The organism is Pseudomonas sp. AIG (assembly GCF_977020205.1).
The window spans coordinates 17,767-33,598 of the sequence record NZ_CDROCK010000051.1; the positions used below are offsets into that span (position 1 = coordinate 17,767).

At 59.6% G+C, this 15,832-nt stretch carries 16 protein-coding genes; 8 read left to right on the forward strand and 8 right to left on the reverse strand.

The window, feature by feature from the left end; translation table 11 throughout:
• Positions 1-267 precede the first annotated feature (267 nt).
• Positions 268-1,155 (forward strand): protease HtpX, encoded by an 888-nt coding sequence (gene htpX / locus ACWR1S_RS24450; protein WP_007908619.1) that lies wholly within the window; start codon positions 268-270, stop codon positions 1,153-1,155.
• A 198-nt stretch (positions 1,156-1,353) separates the two neighbouring features.
• Here the strand turns inward: htpX and ACWR1S_RS24455 are convergent, their stop codons facing one another.
• The gene (locus tag ACWR1S_RS24455) at positions 1,354-2,001 is read right to left on the reverse strand and encodes a thiopurine S-methyltransferase (RefSeq protein ID WP_454565286.1); all 648 of its coding nucleotides are present in this window, start codon (positions 1,999-2,001) and stop codon (positions 1,354-1,356) included.
• A 103-nt stretch (positions 2,002-2,104) separates the two neighbouring features.
• On the opposite strand from ACWR1S_RS24455, the gene ACWR1S_RS24460 reads away from it, so the two are divergent.
• Positions 2,105-2,872 carry a DODA-type extradiol aromatic ring-opening family dioxygenase gene (locus tag ACWR1S_RS24460; RefSeq protein WP_454565287.1) on the forward strand — a complete coding sequence of 256 codons (768 nt, stop codon included), beginning with the start codon at positions 2,105-2,107 and terminating at the stop codon, positions 2,870-2,872.
• A 105-nt stretch (positions 2,873-2,977) separates the two neighbouring features.
• Here ACWR1S_RS24460 and ACWR1S_RS24465 read toward each other — a convergent pair whose 3' ends face one another.
• Positions 2,978-4,651, reverse strand: a complete 1,674-nt coding sequence (locus ACWR1S_RS24465; protein WP_008088238.1) for a DEAD/DEAH box helicase — start codon at positions 4,649-4,651, stop codon at positions 2,978-2,980.
• 423 nt (positions 4,652-5,074) lie between these two features.
• On the opposite strand from ACWR1S_RS24465, the gene ACWR1S_RS24470 reads away from it, so the two are divergent.
• Positions 5,075-5,866 carry a crotonase/enoyl-CoA hydratase family protein gene (locus ACWR1S_RS24470; protein ID WP_454565288.1) on the forward strand — a complete coding sequence of 264 codons (792 nt, stop codon included), beginning with the start codon at positions 5,075-5,077 and terminating at the stop codon, positions 5,864-5,866.
• A 108-nt stretch (positions 5,867-5,974) separates the two neighbouring features.
• Here ACWR1S_RS24470 and ACWR1S_RS24475 read toward each other — a convergent pair whose 3' ends face one another.
• Positions 5,975-6,730, reverse strand: a complete 756-nt coding sequence (locus tag ACWR1S_RS24475; protein ID WP_454565289.1) for a spermidine synthase — start codon at positions 6,728-6,730, stop codon at positions 5,975-5,977.
• Positions 6,731-6,880: 150 nt separating this feature from the next.
• Between ACWR1S_RS24475 and ACWR1S_RS24480 the strand changes: the two genes are divergently transcribed.
• Positions 6,881-8,227 (forward strand): class II 3-deoxy-7-phosphoheptulonate synthase, encoded by a 1,347-nt coding sequence (locus tag ACWR1S_RS24480; RefSeq protein ID WP_003226774.1) that lies wholly within the window; start codon positions 6,881-6,883, stop codon positions 8,225-8,227.
• Between the two features lie 89 nt (positions 8,228-8,316).
• On the opposite strand, the gene ACWR1S_RS24485 is transcribed toward ACWR1S_RS24480, so the two are convergent.
• Both ACWR1S_RS24485 and ACWR1S_RS24490 read right to left on the reverse strand, forming a co-directional pair.
• Entirely contained in the window at positions 8,317-9,543 is a 1,227-nt protein-coding gene (locus tag ACWR1S_RS24485) for a winged helix-turn-helix domain-containing protein (protein ID WP_454565290.1), read from the reverse strand.
• A gap of 80 nt (positions 9,544-9,623) precedes the next feature.
• Positions 9,624-9,839 (reverse strand): DUF1127 domain-containing protein, encoded by a 216-nt coding sequence (locus ACWR1S_RS24490; protein ID WP_454565291.1) that lies wholly within the window; start codon positions 9,837-9,839, stop codon positions 9,624-9,626.
• Between the two features lie 97 nt (positions 9,840-9,936).
• Here ACWR1S_RS24490 and ACWR1S_RS24495 point away from each other — a divergent pair, with 97 nt between their 5' ends.
• Entirely contained in the window at positions 9,937-10,791 is an 855-nt protein-coding gene (locus ACWR1S_RS24495; RefSeq protein WP_454565309.1) for a LysR substrate-binding domain-containing protein, read from the forward strand.
• Here ACWR1S_RS24495 and ACWR1S_RS24500 read toward each other — a convergent pair.
• Complete coding sequence (locus tag ACWR1S_RS24500; RefSeq protein WP_454565292.1) at positions 10,781-11,530, reverse strand: sulfite exporter TauE/SafE family protein; 750 nt, start codon at positions 11,528-11,530, stop codon at positions 10,781-10,783. The two genes, ACWR1S_RS24495 and ACWR1S_RS24500, sit on opposite strands and share 11 nt — an antisense overlap.
• 110 nt (positions 11,531-11,640) lie before the next feature.
• On the opposite strand from ACWR1S_RS24500, the gene ACWR1S_RS24505 reads away from it, so the two are divergent.
• The 3 genes from ACWR1S_RS24505 to ACWR1S_RS24515 all read left to right on the forward strand — a co-directional run bounded on the left by ACWR1S_RS24505 (position 11,641) and on the right by ACWR1S_RS24515 (position 13,870).
• Positions 11,641-12,597, forward strand: coding sequence for a LysR family transcriptional regulator (locus tag ACWR1S_RS24505; protein WP_454565293.1), 957 nt, complete (start codon positions 11,641-11,643; stop codon positions 12,595-12,597).
• A 72-nt stretch (positions 12,598-12,669) separates the two neighbouring features.
• On the forward strand, positions 12,670-13,125 hold the full coding sequence (locus ACWR1S_RS24510; protein ID WP_454565294.1) for a MarR family winged helix-turn-helix transcriptional regulator: 456 nt from the start codon (positions 12,670-12,672) through the stop codon (positions 13,123-13,125).
• A 325-nt stretch (positions 13,126-13,450) separates the two neighbouring features.
• Positions 13,451-13,870 (forward strand): organic hydroperoxide resistance protein, encoded by a 420-nt coding sequence (locus ACWR1S_RS24515; RefSeq protein ID WP_454565295.1) that lies wholly within the window; start codon positions 13,451-13,453, stop codon positions 13,868-13,870.
• Between the two features lie 195 nt (positions 13,871-14,065).
• Here ACWR1S_RS24515 and ACWR1S_RS24520 read toward each other — a convergent pair whose 3' ends face one another.
• Together ACWR1S_RS24520 and earP are read right to left on the reverse strand one after the other, a co-directional pair.
• Positions 14,066-14,635 (reverse strand): elongation factor P, encoded by a 570-nt coding sequence (locus ACWR1S_RS24520; RefSeq protein WP_007908599.1) that lies wholly within the window; start codon positions 14,633-14,635, stop codon positions 14,066-14,068.
• Between the two features lie 48 nt (positions 14,636-14,683).
• Positions 14,684-15,826, reverse strand: coding sequence for an elongation factor P maturation arginine rhamnosyltransferase EarP (earP, locus tag ACWR1S_RS24525; RefSeq protein ID WP_454565296.1), 1,143 nt, complete (start codon positions 15,824-15,826; stop codon positions 14,684-14,686).
• Positions 15,827-15,832: the final 6 nt, after the last annotated feature.

Sequence of the window (15,832 nt, forward strand, 5' to 3'; positions counted from 1 at the left end):
TGTCTGATTCAGCAACACTTCTGCGTTCCACCTCCGCGCACGCCTTCTACACTTGCGATTCATACCGCTTACCTGCGTCCAGCGTAATGGCGACGGGTCGCGGCTGGCCGTCATCCCTATCAGTTTCTGTCGTGGGAAATGTGCCGAGCACTGAAGAATCCGCTGTAGGACACAGTTTGAAATAGTCACTCAGTTGAATAGCCCGGTGCGGCACCTTATATACCCCGCAGTACGCTACATCTTTAGCTTGAGGAGATTTCTACAACCATGATGCGCATCCTGCTGTTTTTGGCCACTAACCTGGCGGTCGTGCTGATAGCCAGCATCACCCTGAGCCTGTTCGGCTTCAACGGGTTCATGGCGGCCAACGGGGTTGATCTCGACCTTAGTCAGCTGCTGGTTTTCTGTGCGGTCTTTGGTTTCGCCGGCTCGTTGTTCTCGCTGTTCATCTCCAAGTGGATGGCGAAGATGAGCACCGGCACCCAGATCATCAGCCAGCCACGTACCCGGCATGAGCAATGGCTGCTGCAAACCGTCGAGCAACTGTCCCGCGAAGCCGGGATCAAGATGCCCGAAGTCGGCATTTTTCCGGCCTACGAGGCAAACGCCTTCGCCACCGGCTGGAACAAGAACGACGCGCTGGTCGCGGTCAGCCAGGGCTTGCTCGAGCGTTTCTCGCCCGATGAAGTGAAAGCCGTACTGGCCCACGAAATCGGTCACGTGGCCAACGGCGACATGGTCACCCTGGCGCTGATTCAAGGCGTGGTGAACACCTTCGTGATGTTCTTTGCGCGAATCATTGGCAACTTCGTCGACAAGGTGATTTTCAAGAACGAAGAAGGCCAGGGCATCGCTTACTACGTGGCGACCATCTTCGCCGAACTGGTACTGGGCATTCTCGCCAGTGCGATCGTCATGTGGTTCTCGCGCAAGCGCGAATTCCGTGCCGACGAAGCCGGCGCACGCCTGGCCGGCACCAGCGCGATGATCGGCGCACTGCAACGCCTGCGCGCCGAACAGGGCCTGCCGGTGCACATGCCGGACACCCTGAACGCCTTTGGCATCAACGGTGGCATCAAACAGGGCTTTGCCCGCATGTTCATGAGCCACCCACCGCTGGAAGAGCGTATCGACGCGCTGCGTCGTCGCGGTTGATCCGACCGGTGACAATGCAAAGGCCCGCAGTGATGCGGGCCTTTTTTATACCTCTGGATTATGCGGCGACAGTGCCGGCCCTTTCGCGAGCAAGCTCGCTCCCACAGAGATAGGTGATGCTTATGTAATCTGCGCAACAGCACAAATCACTGTGGGAGCGAGCTTGCTCGCGAAGAGGCCCGTAAGGGCGCCAACAAACTATCGGGAAGACACGCGGTACACCCGCTCCTCCAGCCGCGTCACGCCCGCCTGCAGGAACTTCCAGCTCTCCCCCAGCACATCCTTTTCTTCCAGCACCTGCACCTGCCAGGCACCACTCAGCAACCGCTGCACCTCATCATCCCCCACCGCAAACGGCGGCCCCGGCATCTGCGCCTGATCGTAGTCCAGGGTAATCAACAACCCTTGCACAGCCGGCGGCAGAATCTGTTGAAGATGCGCCGCATAACGCTCACGCATCGGCGCCGGCAAGGCAATCAGCGCGGCGCGGTCGTACAACGCGGTGCAATCAGCCACATCGGCGGCGGTCAGCGCGAAGAAGTCGCCGCACCACAGCTCGATGGCTTCACCGCGATAGACCTTGAACGCGCCCTTCTGGCTGATCTGCGGCTGTATCTGATGCTCATTGAAAAAGTCCTCGATAGCCTTTTCCGATAGTTCGATCCCGAGCACCTGATGACCGCGCCCGGCCAGCCACGCCAGATCCAGACTTTTCCCACACAAAGGCACGAGCACTCGCGCCGGTGCCGGGGCCGCCCAGTGCCGCTGCAGATACGGGTTCACCTCCGGCAGATGAAAACCAATCTGCCCCGAAGCCCACTTCTTGTGCCAAAACTCAGGCTGCATGTATCACTCCCAATAATTCGATCAAAAAGCGTTAAAACTTATATTAGATTTAGATCAATGATCTGACTGAAGATGAGGTCATCTTAACGCTCAGGAACCCATCATGTTTCCCAGCCTGTTTATTTCCCACGGCTCACCCATGCTGGCGCTGGAGCCCGGTGCCAGTGGCCCGGCGCTGGCACGTCTGGCCGCCGAATTACCGAAACCCAAAGCCATCGTGATCGTCTCCGCCCATTGGGAAAGCCACGAACTGCTGGTCAGCAGCCATGCGCAACCGGAAACCTGGCACGACTTCGGCGGCTTTCCCCGTGCGTTGTTTGAAGTGCAGTACCCGGCGCCAGGTAATCCGCAGTTGGCCGCTGAGGTGGCCGATCTGTTGACTGCCAACAATCTGCCAGCGCGCCTTGATCCGCAACGTCCGTTCGATCACGGTGTCTGGGTGCCACTGTCGTTGATGTATCCGCAAGCGGATATACCGGTGGTGCAAATCTCGCTGCCAAGTCGCGCGGGCCCGGCGCTGCAAACCCGGGTCGGCCGAGCGCTGGCGAGTCTGCGCGATCAGGGCATTTTGCTCATTGGTTCCGGCAGCATCACCCACAACCTGCGCGAACTGGACTGGCACGCCGGCCCGGAAAGTGTCGAGCCGTGGGCGCGGGATTTCCGTGACTGGGTGATCGAGAAGCTGGCGGCCGACGATGAGGCGGCGCTGCATGATTATCGCCAGCAGGCACCAAATGCGGTGCGCAGCCATCCGAGCGATGAGCATTTGTTGCCGTTGTATTTTGCCAGGGGCGCGGGGGGTGAGTTCAGCGTGGCGCACAAGGGTTTCACGATGGGTGCGCTGGGCATGGATATTTATCGTTTCGGTTGACGCCTTCGCGAGCAGGCTCGCTCCCACAAAGGCAAAAAACAGGCAAAAAAAATCCCCGAACCAGTCGGGGATTTTTTATGTGCGATCAATCAGCCCAGAGGCGGATCAATCTTCGCGGTAGCGACGCAGTTTCAGCTGCTTACCGGCAACGCGAGTGTCCTTCAGCTTGGTCAGGAGTTTGTCCAGACCATCTTCCGGCAGCTCGACGAGGCTGAAGCTGTCACGCACCTGGATGCGACCGATCGCTTCACGGGCCAGACCGCCTTCGTTGAGGATGGCGCCCAGCAGGTTTTTCGCAGCGATACCGTCACGCGCGCCCAGCGCGGTACGGCAACGAGCACGGCCTTCGCCCAAAGGCATTGGCGCGCGACGCTCGCGGTCACCACGATCAGGACGATCACCGGTGCGCTCAGGACGGTCGCCACGCGGTGCGTTGTTCGGCACCAGTGGACGTTCCTTCTCGATCGCCGCCAGGTTCAGCGCTTGACCGTTGGTGGCTTTGCGCAGCAGCGCAGCAGCCAGAGCACGCGGGGTGCAGCCGATGTCTGCAGTCAGACGATCGAGCAGCTCACCGTGAGTCGATTCGGCATCAGCCACCAGCGGCGACAGGCTGTTGGTCAGTTTCTTGATGCGCGCATCGAGAACAGCCTGAGCGTCCGGCAGGCGGACTTCGGCAACTTTCTGACCGGTTACACGCTCGATCACTTGCAGCATGCGGCGCTCACGTGGAGTCACCAGCAGCAGTGCACGACCTTCGCGACCGGCACGGCCAGTACGGCCGATACGGTGAACGTAGGATTCCGGATCGTACGGCATGTCAACGTTGAACACGTGAGTGATGCGCGGAACGTCCAGACCACGAGCAGCAACGTCGGTCGCGACAACGATGTCCAGACGGCCATCTTTCAGCGAGTCGATCACGCGCTCACGCTGGTTCTGAGCGATGTCGCCGTTCAGCGCTGCGGCTTTGTAGCCTTTGGCGTCGAGGGCGCTCGCCAGATCCAGGGTCGCTTGCTTGGTGCGCACGAACATGATCAGAGCGTCGAAATCTTCCACTTCCAGCAAGCTGAGAACGGCCGAAGTCTTCTGGTCAGCGTGAACCAACAGGTGAGCCTGTTCGATCGCGGTAACGGTCTGGGTCTTGGTCTGGATCTTCACATGTTGCGGATCGCGCAGATGGCGTTCGGCAATGGCGCGGATCGACTGCGGCAGGGTAGCCGAGAACAAAACGGTCTGACGGGTCGCTGGCAGAGCCTTGAAGATGACTTCCAGGTCATCCATGAAGCCCAGTTTCAACATTTCGTCAGCTTCGTCGAGAACCAGGTGGTTCACGGTCGACAGCACTTTTTCGTCACGACGCAGGTGGTCGCACAGACGGCCCGGAGTGGCGACAACGATCTGTGCACCATTACGGATTGCTTTCAGTTGTGGGCCCATCGGCGCGCCGCCGTAAACGGCCACAACGGTAACGCCCGGCATTTGCTTGGCGTAGGTTTCGAAAGCGGTTGCTACTTGCAGCGCCAACTCACGAGTTGGCGCCAGGATCAGGGCTTGCGGTTCGCGCTTGGCAGGATCGATGCGGTGCAGAATAGGCAGTGCGAACGCGGCGGTTTTACCGGTACCGGTTTGCGCCTGGCCAATCATGTCCTGGCCGGCCATGATGATCGGGATCGATTGCTGCTGAATCGCCGAAGGCTCTTCGTAGCCAGTCGCTGCGACGGCTGCAAGAATATTCGGGTTAAGATTAAAAGCGGCGAATCCGCCGGTTTCCTGGGTCATGGGTCTGCCTCTAAGTGCATCCGCAAAGACCCATGCTCCAAAGCTGCGCATGCCGTGTTGAGACTCAAGAGTCGCCCTGGCAGCTTTGTCGGCGGGGATTTGCGAAAACGAATGAATGGAAAAAAGAATCGTCCGGGAAGAGCCCGCAATGCGGACGTGCAGCCGAAGCTGACTTCGGGAAATTGCGCTACCTAAACGCGGCCAGGTTAAAGGCCGGCGCGCACTATACCGGATTTTGCCCAAAAAGGGAGCTTTTTTTATCGTCAAAATACCTGTGTCACCGCTGTGTAACGGGGTTTTGCGGATAATCGCGCCAAGGTCTATTTTTCAAAGGCCCGGCCCTGCGGGCGATGACGCTTAAACGATTCATCGATGTGCGGCATACCGTCGCTGCCCCCGCCCTTCCCGCCCGAGGATTCCGCCATGAATCAGCCCTGCCCCGGCCGCGTCAGCCGTGAACGTCGTGGTCACGTCCATCTGATTGGCCTTGATCGAGCGGCCAAGCGCAATGCTTTCGACCTCGACCTGCTCAATGACCTGAGCCTGGCCTACGGCGAGTTTGAGGCCGACAGTGAAGCGCGGGTGGCGGTGGTGTTCGGCCATGGCGAACACTTTACCGCCGGTCTGGATCTGGTGAATGCCAGCTCCGCCCTCGCCCAGGGCTGGCAGGTTCCGAGCGGCGGTTGCGATCCGTGGGGTGTTTTCGTCGGACCACGGGTGAGCAAACCGGTGATTGTCGCCGCGCAGGGCTATTGCCTGACCATCGGCATCGAGTTGATGTTGGCGGCAGATATCAACCTGTGCGCGAGCAATACCCGCTTCGCGCAAATGGAAGTGCAGCGTGGGATCTTTCCTTTTGGTGGGGCGACTTTACGTTTTCAGCAGATCGCCGGTTGGGGCAATGCGATGCGCTGGTTGCTCACTGGCGATGAGTTTGATGCGCACGATGCGCTGCATCTGGGCTTGGTGCAGGAAGTGATGGCCAGTGAGGATCTGCTGCCACGGGCGATTGAGTTGGCTGAGCGGATTGCGCGGCAGGCGCCGTTGGGCGTGCAGGCGACGTTGATGTCGGCGCGACAGGCGCGATATGAAGGTGAGACAGCGGCGGCGCAGGGGTTGCCGGCGCTGGTGAAGAAGTTGCTGGCCAGTGAGGATGCCAAAGAGGGGGTGAGGTCGTTGGTGGAGCGGCGCCCTGGAGTCTTCAAAGGGATCTGAAATATTTGCTGGTTATCAGGTCCTCTTCGCGAGCAGGCTCGCTCCCACAGGGAAAATGCATTCCAATGGGGGAGCGAGCCTGCTCGCGAAGAGGCCGTCACTGACGGCTCAGGTCGCCGGGCGGATCGCGTTGATCAACGACTGCAACGAATACCCCAACCGCGGCGCCAGTGCTTCAGCCCGGGCAGTCAACGCCTGCATGTCCAGTTCCTGATCGAGGTCCGCCGGCACCAGCAAAATCACATTGCCCTCCTTCACCGGCAACTCCCAGTAATGCCGGTGATAAAGCCCACGCAACAACGCCGCGCCCAATGGTCTGCCATCATCGGTGGCCCACTGATTGATTACCAGCCAGCCCCCCGGATTCAGGCGCTTCTGACAGTCGCCGAGAAAACTCCAGGCCAGATGCCCGACACCCGGGCCGACATCGGTATACAGGTCGACAAAGATCAGATCCGCCGGCTCGGCGGTCGGCAGCAGTTCCAGCGCATCGCCAACGCGGATATACAACCGTGGATCATCATCCAGCCCAAGGTATTCGATGGCCAGACGCGGCACGTCCGGGCGCAGTTCAATGGCTTCGACGTCTTCCAATGGCAGAAATTTGAGGCAGGCCTGGGTCAACGTACCAGCACCGAGCCCCAGAAACAGCGCACTTTCCGGCTGTTCATGGCACAACGCGCCAATCAGCATCGCCCGGGTGTAGTCGTATTCCAGCCAGCTCGGATCAGCGGTGAACACGCAGCTTTGCTCGATCGCATCGCCGAACTCGAGAAAGCGGTAATCAGCCACTTCCAGCACGCGAATCACGCCGAACTCATCCTGTACTTCGGCGAGCAGATGCTCGACGCGCTCCTCAGTCATTTCGTCTCCTGATGGTCACCGGGCGCGGTGACGCGATGGCACCGCTGTGGCGCCGTGGCAAAGCGGCGATTGTCGGCGATGGGGCGGGAGCAGGTCACGCACTAATTGCTGCTAACATGGCCTTCCGTGCGTAGACCCCTAGAGACCGTGATGAGCCAACCGTGGAGCCCTGACAGCTGGCGCGCCCTGCCGATCCAGCAACAACCCCAATACCCCGACGCCGCGCACCTGCGCCAGGTCGAGCAAACATTGGCCAGTTATCCGCCGCTGGTGTTTGCCGGCGAGGCGCGCGAGCTGCGCCGTCAGTTTGCCGAGGTCACTCAGGGCCGCGCGTTCCTGCTGCAGGGTGGCGATTGCGCCGAAAGTTTTGCCGAGTTCTCCGCGGCGAAGATTCGCGACACCTTTAAAGTGTTGCTGCAAATGGCGATCGTCATGACCTTCGCCGCCGGTTGCCCGGTGGTCAAGGTCGGGCGCATGGCCGGTCAGTTTGCCAAACCGCGCTCGGCCAACGACGAGACCATCGATGGCGTGACGCTGCCGGCTTATCGCGGCGACATCGTCAACGGCATCGGCTTCGACGAAAAGAGCCGCGTGCCGGATCCCGAGCGTCTGCTGCAGTCCTATCACCAGTCCACCGCGACGCTGAACCTGCTGCGCGCGTTCGCTCAGGGCGGTTTTGCCGACCTGCATCAGGTGCATAAGTGGAACCTCGACTTCATCGCCAACTCGGCGCTGGCCGAAAAATACAGCCACTTGGCCGACCGCATCGATGAAACCCTGGCATTCATGCGCGCCTGCGGCATGGACAGCTCGCCGCAACTGCGCGAAACCAGCTTCTTCACCGCCCACGAAGCGTTGCTGCTGAACTACGAAGAAGCCTTCGTGCGTCGCGACAGCCTGACCAACGATTATTACGATTGCTCGGCGCACATGCTGTGGATCGGCGATCGCACCCGTCAGCTCGACGGCGCGCATGTCGAATTTCTCCGTGGTGTAAACAACCCGATCGGCGTCAAGGTCGGCCCGAGCATGAACCCCGATGACCTGATCCGCCTGATCGACGTGCTCAACCCGGACAACGATCCGGGGCGCCTGAACCTGATCGCGCGGATGGGTGCGAACAAGGTCGGTGATCACCTGCCGGCGCTGATCCGCGCGGTGCAGCGTGAAGGCAAGCAAGTGCTGTGGAGTTCCGACCCGATGCACGGCAATACCATCAAGGCCAGCAGCGGCTACAAGACCCGCGACTTCGCGCAGATCCTTGGCGAGGTTAAACAGTTCTTCCAGGTGCACGAGGCGGAAGGCAGTTATGCCGGCGGCATTCACATCGAGATGACCGGGCAGAACGTCACCGAATGCATTGGTGGCGCGCGGCCGATTACTGAAGACGGGTTGTCGGATCGCTACCACACGCATTGTGATCCGCGGATGAATGCTGATCAGTCGCTTGAGTTGGCGTTTTTGATTGCCGAAACCCTCAAACAGGTTCGCCGCTAGACCGCGTCGCCTCTTTCGCGAGCAGGCTCGCTCCCACACTGGATTTGTGTCGTCCATGTGGGAGCGAGCTTGCTCGCGAAGAGGCCGGCTCAGACACCGCCAATCTCTGCCAATGCCACCCGCAACCGCGCCGCACTCTCGCGCTGACAATTCAACTGCACCCGCGCCAGCCCCAGCCAATCCGCCATCTGCCGCAAGTTCAGCGCCAGCGCCAACATCCCTTCCTCATCCAGCCCCGGCTCTTCCTCGTGCACCGCATGCACTGCCAACTGCCCGGCCGCGCGCTCAGCGCGCAAATCCACCCGCGCGGCAATCCGCTCATTGTGCAAAAACGGCAACACGTAATAGCCGTAAACCCGCTTGTCCTGCGGCGTATAAATCTCCAGTCGATAGCGGAAATCAAACAACCGCTCCGTCCGGCTGCGCTCCCAGATCAACGAATCGAACGGCGATAACAACGCACTGGCAACCACCGTGCGCGGGACTTTCGGCTCCGCCAGGCAATAGGCGATCTGCCGCCAACCGGCGACTTCGCACATCTGCAACTGCCCGGCTTCAACCAACTCCGCCAGTCGCGGGCGCGCGTCGGCAGGATTCAGGCGAAAGTAATCACGCAGGTCTTTTTCAGTGCCAACGCCCAGCGCCTGCGCCGCGTGCAACAGCAACCCGCGCTGCGCCTCAGCCTCATCAGGTAACGCTTGCTGGAGGATCGAAGAGGGAATCACCCGCTCCGGTAAATCATACAAACGCTCAAACCCACGGCGTCCCGCCACCGTCACTTCACCGGCCGCAAACAACCACTCCAGTGCATGCTTTTCCGCACTCCAGTCCCACCACGGTCCGGCCTTGTCTTCGCGAGTCGACAGGCTGCCGGCACCCAACGCGCCCTGCTCTTCAACCGAACTCAACACCCGGCGAACCACGTCCTGCTGCTCGCGACCGAACCTGGCCAGTTGCTGGTAGATATCCTCGCCGCGCCTGGCGCGCTGCATGCGCCAGGCCAGCAACGGATACATCGACAGCGGCAGCAATGACGCTTCGTGTCCCCAATATTCAAATAACGAACGGTGTCGCCCCGAACTCCAGGCAGCCTGATCGAGCAAATCGGAAGAATAGGAACCCAGGCGGGAGAACAGCGGCAGGTAGTGCGAGCGCACCACGGCGTTGACGGAGTCGATTTGCAGCAAGCCCAGCCGTTCGATCAGCCGGTTGAGGTGTGGCGCCTTGACAGTCGGCGGCTGGCGCCCGTTGAAACCTTGGGCCGCCAGCGCCAGACGTCGCGCTTGTTTGAGGGAAAAGGATACTGTTGCGGGCATGAGCATCTCCTTGTCTGCTCGCAACCTACCTCACTGGAAGTTGGTTTGTGTAGCGCTCTGCTCATCATTTATGCAGCGGGTCATTTATGCATCGGGTCATCCCAGAACGGCCGCACGGCTTCGTGTTCAACGTCGGCACGGCTGACCCCGATGTCCTTCAACGCTTCGTCACTCAGACTGGCGAGCAACTCGCGTTCACGGTGCAGTTCGTACCAGCGGCTAAACTTGTGCAGCAGGTCGGAAATAAGATGAACCGGCACGGTTTCATCATTCACATAAGCTTTTTGACCTTTCATCGCATCGCCCTCCTTGTGGGATAGCTCGAGTCTCTGCTCCGCGCTACGATCAATCCAACGAATGTTTCTGATGGCATGCATCACGGAGATTCATCAATTGTCGGCCTACCCCAGTATCGATACCGATGTCCTGCGCACCTTTGTCGCCATCGCTGATCAGGGCGGTTTCACCCGCGCCGGCGAAATGGTCAACCGCACGCAATCGGCGGTGAGCATGCAGATGAAGCGTCTGGAAGAAGACGTGTTGCAGCGCCAGTTGTTCGAGCGCGACGGGCGCCAAGTGCGCCTGACGGCCGAAGGTCAGGTGCTGCTCGGTTATGCGCGGCGCATCCTCAAGCTGCACAGCGAGGTGTTCAATACTCTGCGTGAGCCACACATGGTCGGCACCGTGCGCATCGGTACCCCGGATGATTACGTGATGCGCTTTCTGCCGGGGATCCTGTCGCGGTTTGCACAGTTCTATCCGTTGATCCAGATCGAAGTGCACTGCGAATCGACCAAGCAATTGTTGCAACGCACCGATCTGGACTTGTCGATCGTTACCCGTGAGCCGGGCAACGAGATCGGCCAGTTGTTGCGCAAGGAGCGTTTCGTCTGGGCCGAGGCGCAAAACTTCAGCGCCCACGAACAAACGCCGCTGCCCCTGGCGATGTTCAACAGTGATTGCTTCTGCCGCTTGTGGGCGTGCAATGCGCTGGATGCGATGGGCCGCGATTATCGCATCGCTTACAACAGCACCAGCCTGTCGGCGCTGATGGCGGTGGTGAGCGCGGGTCTGGCGATCACCGCGCAACTGGAAAGCCTGATCACCCCGGACATGCGTATCCTTGGCGACGCCGAAGATCTGCCGTTGCTGCCCGAGGCCAGCATCATGCTGATCCGCAACCTGAACAATCCGTCGCCAATCACCGAGTGCCTGGCCGAGCACATCGTCGAAGGCTTCAAACTTTAAACGCGAGCATCACCGCACACAGCACCAGAAACCCGCAGAACAGCCCACGCAGGAGTTTTTCCGGCATGGCGTGGGCGACTTTCACGCCCCAACTGATGCTGGCTAGGCCGCCGATGGCCAGTGGCAGGCCGATCATCCAGTCCACTTCGTGGTGCACCGCGTAAGTCACCAGGGTCACGCCGGTACTGGGCAAGGCCAGCGCCAGCGACAAGCCCTGAGCCACGACCTGCGTGGTGCCGAACAGACTGGTCAGCACTGGCGTTGCCACCACCGCGCCGCCGACACCGAACAATCCGCCCATGGTTCCGGACGCCGCGCCGAGTACGCCCAGCCATGGCCACGAATAGCGCATTTCGGACGTAGCAGCGGGTTGCTTGCCGAACATTTTCAGCAGGTTATAAGCCGAGAGCACCACAAGGAACACGACAAAACCAATGCGCATGGTTTGCGCATCAATGCCCACCGCCCAGATCGAACCGATCCAGGCAAAGCAGAACCCCATCACCGCCAAGGGCAGCGCATGCCGCAGTTCGATACGGTTGCGCTGGTGATAACGCCACAGCGCCAGCATCACGTTCGGTACAACCATGACCAGCGCTGTGCCTTGGGCAATTTGCTGATCCAGACCAAACCACACGCCGAGCAACGGAATGGCGATCAGGCCACCGCCGATACCGAATATTCCGCCGAGCGTGCCAAGGGCGACGCCAAACAGCAGGTACAACAAAAACTCCATCACAGCCGAATTCCTCTTACGTCAGGCGATTCATCCTACGCAGTCGTGGCTGGCGGGGAAACGCATAGCAACGCACAATGGCTATGCCGATTTCGCACAAGCGTTGAACCGATATGAACCCCAATCAACTGACCGAGCAACTCGGGCTGTTTCTCGACGTGCTGGAAAGTGGCAGTTTCTCTGCGGCTTCACGTCGTCACCCACTGACGCCCTCGGCGGTCGCCCGGCGAATCGACAATCTGGAAAGCGCCGTCGGCAGCCAGTTATTTGTTCGCAGCACTCACGCTGTGCGCGCAACGCCGGCGGGTCTGGCGTTTGCCGAACGCGCGCGGCGGATCGTCGCCGAGTTGCAACTGGCCCGCGCGGAAGCCGTGTCCCTGAGCAGTGCACCCGAGGGTTTGATCCGCATCGATGCCCCCGCCGCATTTGGACGGCGCCATCTGGCGCCAGTGATCGCCGACTTTCTCGTCCTCTACCCTGGGCTCAATGTGCAACTGCACCTGATCGACAGTTTCGTCGACATGGGCGGCTCGAACCTGGGCAAAGTCGATCTGGTGCTGCGCGCCGGGCAAATGGCTGATACGCGGCTGGTCGCCACGCCATTGGCGAGCATGGTGCGCATTGCCTGCGCCAGTCCTGACTATCTCAAACGCCGTGGCGTGCCCGACAGTCCGGCACAGCTGAGCGAGCATGATGGTCTGGACTGGGAAGGCCTCGCCCCGCCCTTCGCCTGGCGGTTCGAGCAGGACGGTCAGATGCAATTGCACCGTCCGGCACGGATCCGCATGAGCGCCAACAATGCAGAGGCACTGGTGTGTGGTGCCTTGGCGGGATTAGGGGTTGCGCACTTGCCGACTTGGCTGGCAAGCGAATACCTGCTGCGCGGGGAACTGGTCCCGCTGTTCTGCGAAAGCGGCCTGCCGAAACCGGAATCCACCGGTATCTACGCGTTGCGCATGGAACAGCAAACCAACTCGCGCAGCCGTTTACTCCTCGAATATCTCAAGACCCGTTTCAGCCCCGTGCCGCCTTGGGATCTGGCGCTGCAGCGGGATCTGGGCCGACACTAGCCCTGGAAAATTATCTGGCGCATTAAAGATTCGAGCGCTAGATTCATGACCATCAACGACCAAGGCTTTGACATGACTTCCGAACGCGACACCTGCGACGACCTGCTGCTCGATAATCAGGCCTGCTTTGCCCTGCACTCCACTTCGCTGATGATGACAAAGGTCTACAAACCGCTGCTGCAAGCGCTTGGCCTGACCTATCCGCAGTACCTGGCGATGATGGTGCTGTGGGAGAAGGATGCTTTGACCGTCGGAGAAATCAGCACTCGGCTGCTGACCGATCCCGGATCGCTGACGCCACTGCTCAAGCGCCTGGAAGGCGAAGGTTTGCTCAGCCGCACGCGCAGTCGTGAAGATGAGCGGGTGGTGATTGTCGAGCTGACCGAGCAAGGCCGAGCGTTGAAAGAAAAAGCCCAGACCGTTCCGCAATGTATCCTCGGCGCCAGCGGCTTCTCTCTGCAACGCCTGCAAAACCTGCAATCAGAGTTGCAGGCGCTGCGTAGCCATCTGCAGAACAGCCTGATCTAAGACCCACCAATCCCTGTAGGAGTGAGCCTGCTCGCGATAGCGGTGGTTCAGTCAACTCACAAGTCAACTGAACCACCGCTATCGCGAGCAGGCTCACTCCTACATATGATCTCGTCGTCTGAAGAATATTTTTCAACGCCTGATCTCCCCGCCATCCCCTCTAAATCGCACTTTTCAGGCTGATCGAGCGATTCGCCGTTTTGCCGAAACGCAGATCTCTCAAAAATTTATCTTGCGCACTAAATATTCGCGCGATACATTCATCTCGCACTTACTTAGCGCGCAAACAATTAGCGCAACAAATCACACCGACGAGGCTCACACCATGCAAACTCTCTACACCGCAATCGCAACCTCCACTGGCGGCCGTGATGGTCGTGCGATCTCCAGCGACAACGTTCTCGACGTCAAACTCGCCACCCCGAAAGAACTCGGCGGTGCCGGCGGCGCTGCGACCAACCCTGAGCAACTGTTCGCTGCCGGCTACTCGGCCTGCTTCATCGGCGCTCTGAAATTCGTCGCCAGCCAGACCAAACGCAAAATCCCTGACGATGCCTCGATCACCGCCCACGTCGGTATCGGCCAGATCCCTGGCGGTTTCGGTCTGGACATCGACCTGCACATCAGCCTGCCAGGCCTGGAACAGGCCGACGCGCAATCGCTGGTCGATGCTGCTCACCAGGTCTGCCCGTACTCCAATGCCACCCGTGGCAACGTTGATGTGCGCCTGCACGTCAACGTCTGAAGCCATACGCAAATTCCAATGTAGGAGTGAGCCTGCTCGCGATAGCGGTTGAGTCAGTCAATGTAGATGTCGACTGGAATGACGCTATCGCGAGCAGGCTCACTCCTACAGGGGATCCTGCGGCGTGACACATATCGCAGGCACAAAAAAGCCCGACTCAATGGTCGGGCTTTTTCTTTCCGCAAAAACCAGTGCTTATTTGGCACGGCCTTTGTAGGAACCGCCTTCGCGGGTGTCGATTTCGATCTTGTCACCGATTTCGATGAAGTCGGCAACTTGCAGCTCAGTACCGTTAGCCAGCTTGGCTGGCTTCATGACTTTGCCGGAAGTGTCGCCGCGAGCCGAACCTTCGGTGTAGTCAACTACGCGCACGATGGTGGTCGGCAACTCTACGGAAACCAGACGCTCTTCGAAGAAGATTGCTTCGCAAACATCGGTCATGCCTTCTTCAACGAAAGGCAGAACGGCTTCGATGTCTTCAGCGTTCAGCTCGTACATGGTGTAGTCGGTGGTGTCCATGAACGTGTAGGTGTCGCCGCTGATGAAGGACAGGGTCGCTTCTTTGCGGTCGAGGATTACGTCGTCCAGTTTGTCGTCAGCGCTGTAAACGATCTCGGTCTTGTAACCGGTCAGCAGGTTTTTCAGCTTGGTCTTCATGATCGCGCTGTTACGGCCCGATTTGGTGAATTCAGCTTTCTGAACCAGCCAAGGATCGTTTTCGAGACGGATCACGGTACCGGGTTTCAGTTCTTTACCAGTTTTCATTGCGAATATCCGAATTTGGATGGGATTTACAAAAATCTAGGCCGCGTATCATATCCAATTTAGGTAAAACTGTACCAGCGCTGCGGCAAGATCGGCCTGCAAGCCTTGTTCCAGAGACCACGCTTCGGCATTTTTCTGCAGTTCTGGCCAATGATTACGGGCGGCGAGCCAGTGTTCACCGATAGGTTGACCGGCACTCCAGGCGCGCCAGAGGCCGTTCATCGCCTCGGCAGCGGCCGGAGACAGGCCTTTTGTGTAGAGCGCGAGGAAGGCGTCGAGCTTGTCCAGATGGATGTCTTCGTCCTGCTGATAGATGTGCCAGAGCATCGGCCGCCCCGCCCATTGCGCACGCACAAACGAATCTTCACCGCGCACGGCGTTGAAATCGCAGCACCAGAGCAAGTGATCATATTGATCCTGTCGGACGAACGGCAGCACCTGCACGGTGAGCGACTGACGCACATGAATCGCACCGACCGCCAGGGCTTCCACCTCGAGCCAGCGCGCCACATCGCCAAGAATCCGCCCTTCCGGCACCAGCAAATGCGTCGGTGCAGCGTCCGTCGCCAAAACGTCCAGCCAACCGGCCAACCCGGCGTTCTCGTAGGCAAACAGCGAAATCAGCTGGGCGTCAGGTGCAGGATCGATTCCGAGACTTTGCACGAACTGGCGCTGAGCCTCGGCATCCTGCTGAAACTGTCGACGCTGATCGAGCAAGCCGCGCTCACGCAACAGTCCGCCAGTGCCTGGCTGGAATCCCGGAAAGAAAAAGAACTTCTGCACCGATTTGTATTTGACCGATGGCAATCCGTGACACCCCGTCACCCAATCTTCGGCACTGAGATAATCGAGGTTCATCCACAGCGGCGGCTGTTCACGCCCGGCCATCGCGTCCATGTAATCACTCGGTAACTGACAGGCAAACGCGGCGATCACAACATCCGCCGCATCTGTGTGCACCCAGTCAGCCGGCCAGTGCCGCACTTCGACGCCTTGTTGCGATTGCTGCACGGCGTTGATATCAATCGCCGGGCAAATGCGTTCGAATGCGCGCAGATCATCGACCCACAAGCGCACTGCCAAACCATGCTCAGTCACCAATTGCCGAGCCAGACGCCAGGTCACGCCGATGTCGCCAAAGTTGTCGACCACCGTGCAGAAAATATCCCAGCGGGGTTTCACTTCCGACATTCAAGA

What these genes read in the sequence shown, in the direction of transcription:
- htpX (WP_007908619.1), top strand. Translation starts at nt 268, where the DNA reads ATGATGCGCATCCTGCTGTTTTTGGCCACTAACCTGGCGGTCGTGCTG.
- ACWR1S_RS24455 (WP_454565286.1), bottom strand. Translation starts at nt 2,001, where the DNA reads ATGCAGCCTGAGTTTTGGCACAAGAAGTGGGCTTCGGGGCAGATTGGT.
- ACWR1S_RS24460 (WP_454565287.1), top strand. Translation starts at nt 2,105, where the DNA reads ATGTTTCCCAGCCTGTTTATTTCCCACGGCTCACCCATGCTGGCGCTG.
- ACWR1S_RS24465 (WP_008088238.1), bottom strand. Translation starts at nt 4,651, where the DNA reads ATGACCCAGGAAACCGGCGGATTCGCCGCTTTTAATCTTAACCCGAAT.
- ACWR1S_RS24470 (WP_454565288.1), top strand. Translation starts at nt 5,075, where the DNA reads ATGAATCAGCCCTGCCCCGGCCGCGTCAGCCGTGAACGTCGTGGTCAC.
- ACWR1S_RS24475 (WP_454565289.1), bottom strand. Translation starts at nt 6,730, where the DNA reads ATGACTGAGGAGCGCGTCGAGCATCTGCTCGCCGAAGTACAGGATGAG.
- ACWR1S_RS24480 (WP_003226774.1), top strand. Translation starts at nt 6,881, where the DNA reads ATGAGCCAACCGTGGAGCCCTGACAGCTGGCGCGCCCTGCCGATCCAG.
- ACWR1S_RS24485 (WP_454565290.1), bottom strand. Translation starts at nt 9,543, where the DNA reads ATGCCCGCAACAGTATCCTTTTCCCTCAAACAAGCGCGACGTCTGGCG.
- ACWR1S_RS24490 (WP_454565291.1), bottom strand. Translation starts at nt 9,839, where the DNA reads ATGAAAGGTCAAAAAGCTTATGTGAATGATGAAACCGTGCCGGTTCAT.
- ACWR1S_RS24505 (WP_454565293.1), top strand. Translation starts at nt 11,641, where the DNA reads ATGAACCCCAATCAACTGACCGAGCAACTCGGGCTGTTTCTCGACGTG.
- ACWR1S_RS24510 (WP_454565294.1), top strand. Translation starts at nt 12,670, where the DNA reads ATGACTTCCGAACGCGACACCTGCGACGACCTGCTGCTCGATAATCAG.
- ACWR1S_RS24515 (WP_454565295.1), top strand. Translation starts at nt 13,451, where the DNA reads ATGCAAACTCTCTACACCGCAATCGCAACCTCCACTGGCGGCCGTGAT.
- ACWR1S_RS24520 (WP_007908599.1), bottom strand. Translation starts at nt 14,635, where the DNA reads ATGAAAACTGGTAAAGAACTGAAACCCGGTACCGTGATCCGTCTCGAA.
- earP (WP_454565296.1), bottom strand. Translation starts at nt 15,826, where the DNA reads ATGTCGGAAGTGAAACCCCGCTGGGATATTTTCTGCACGGTGGTCGAC.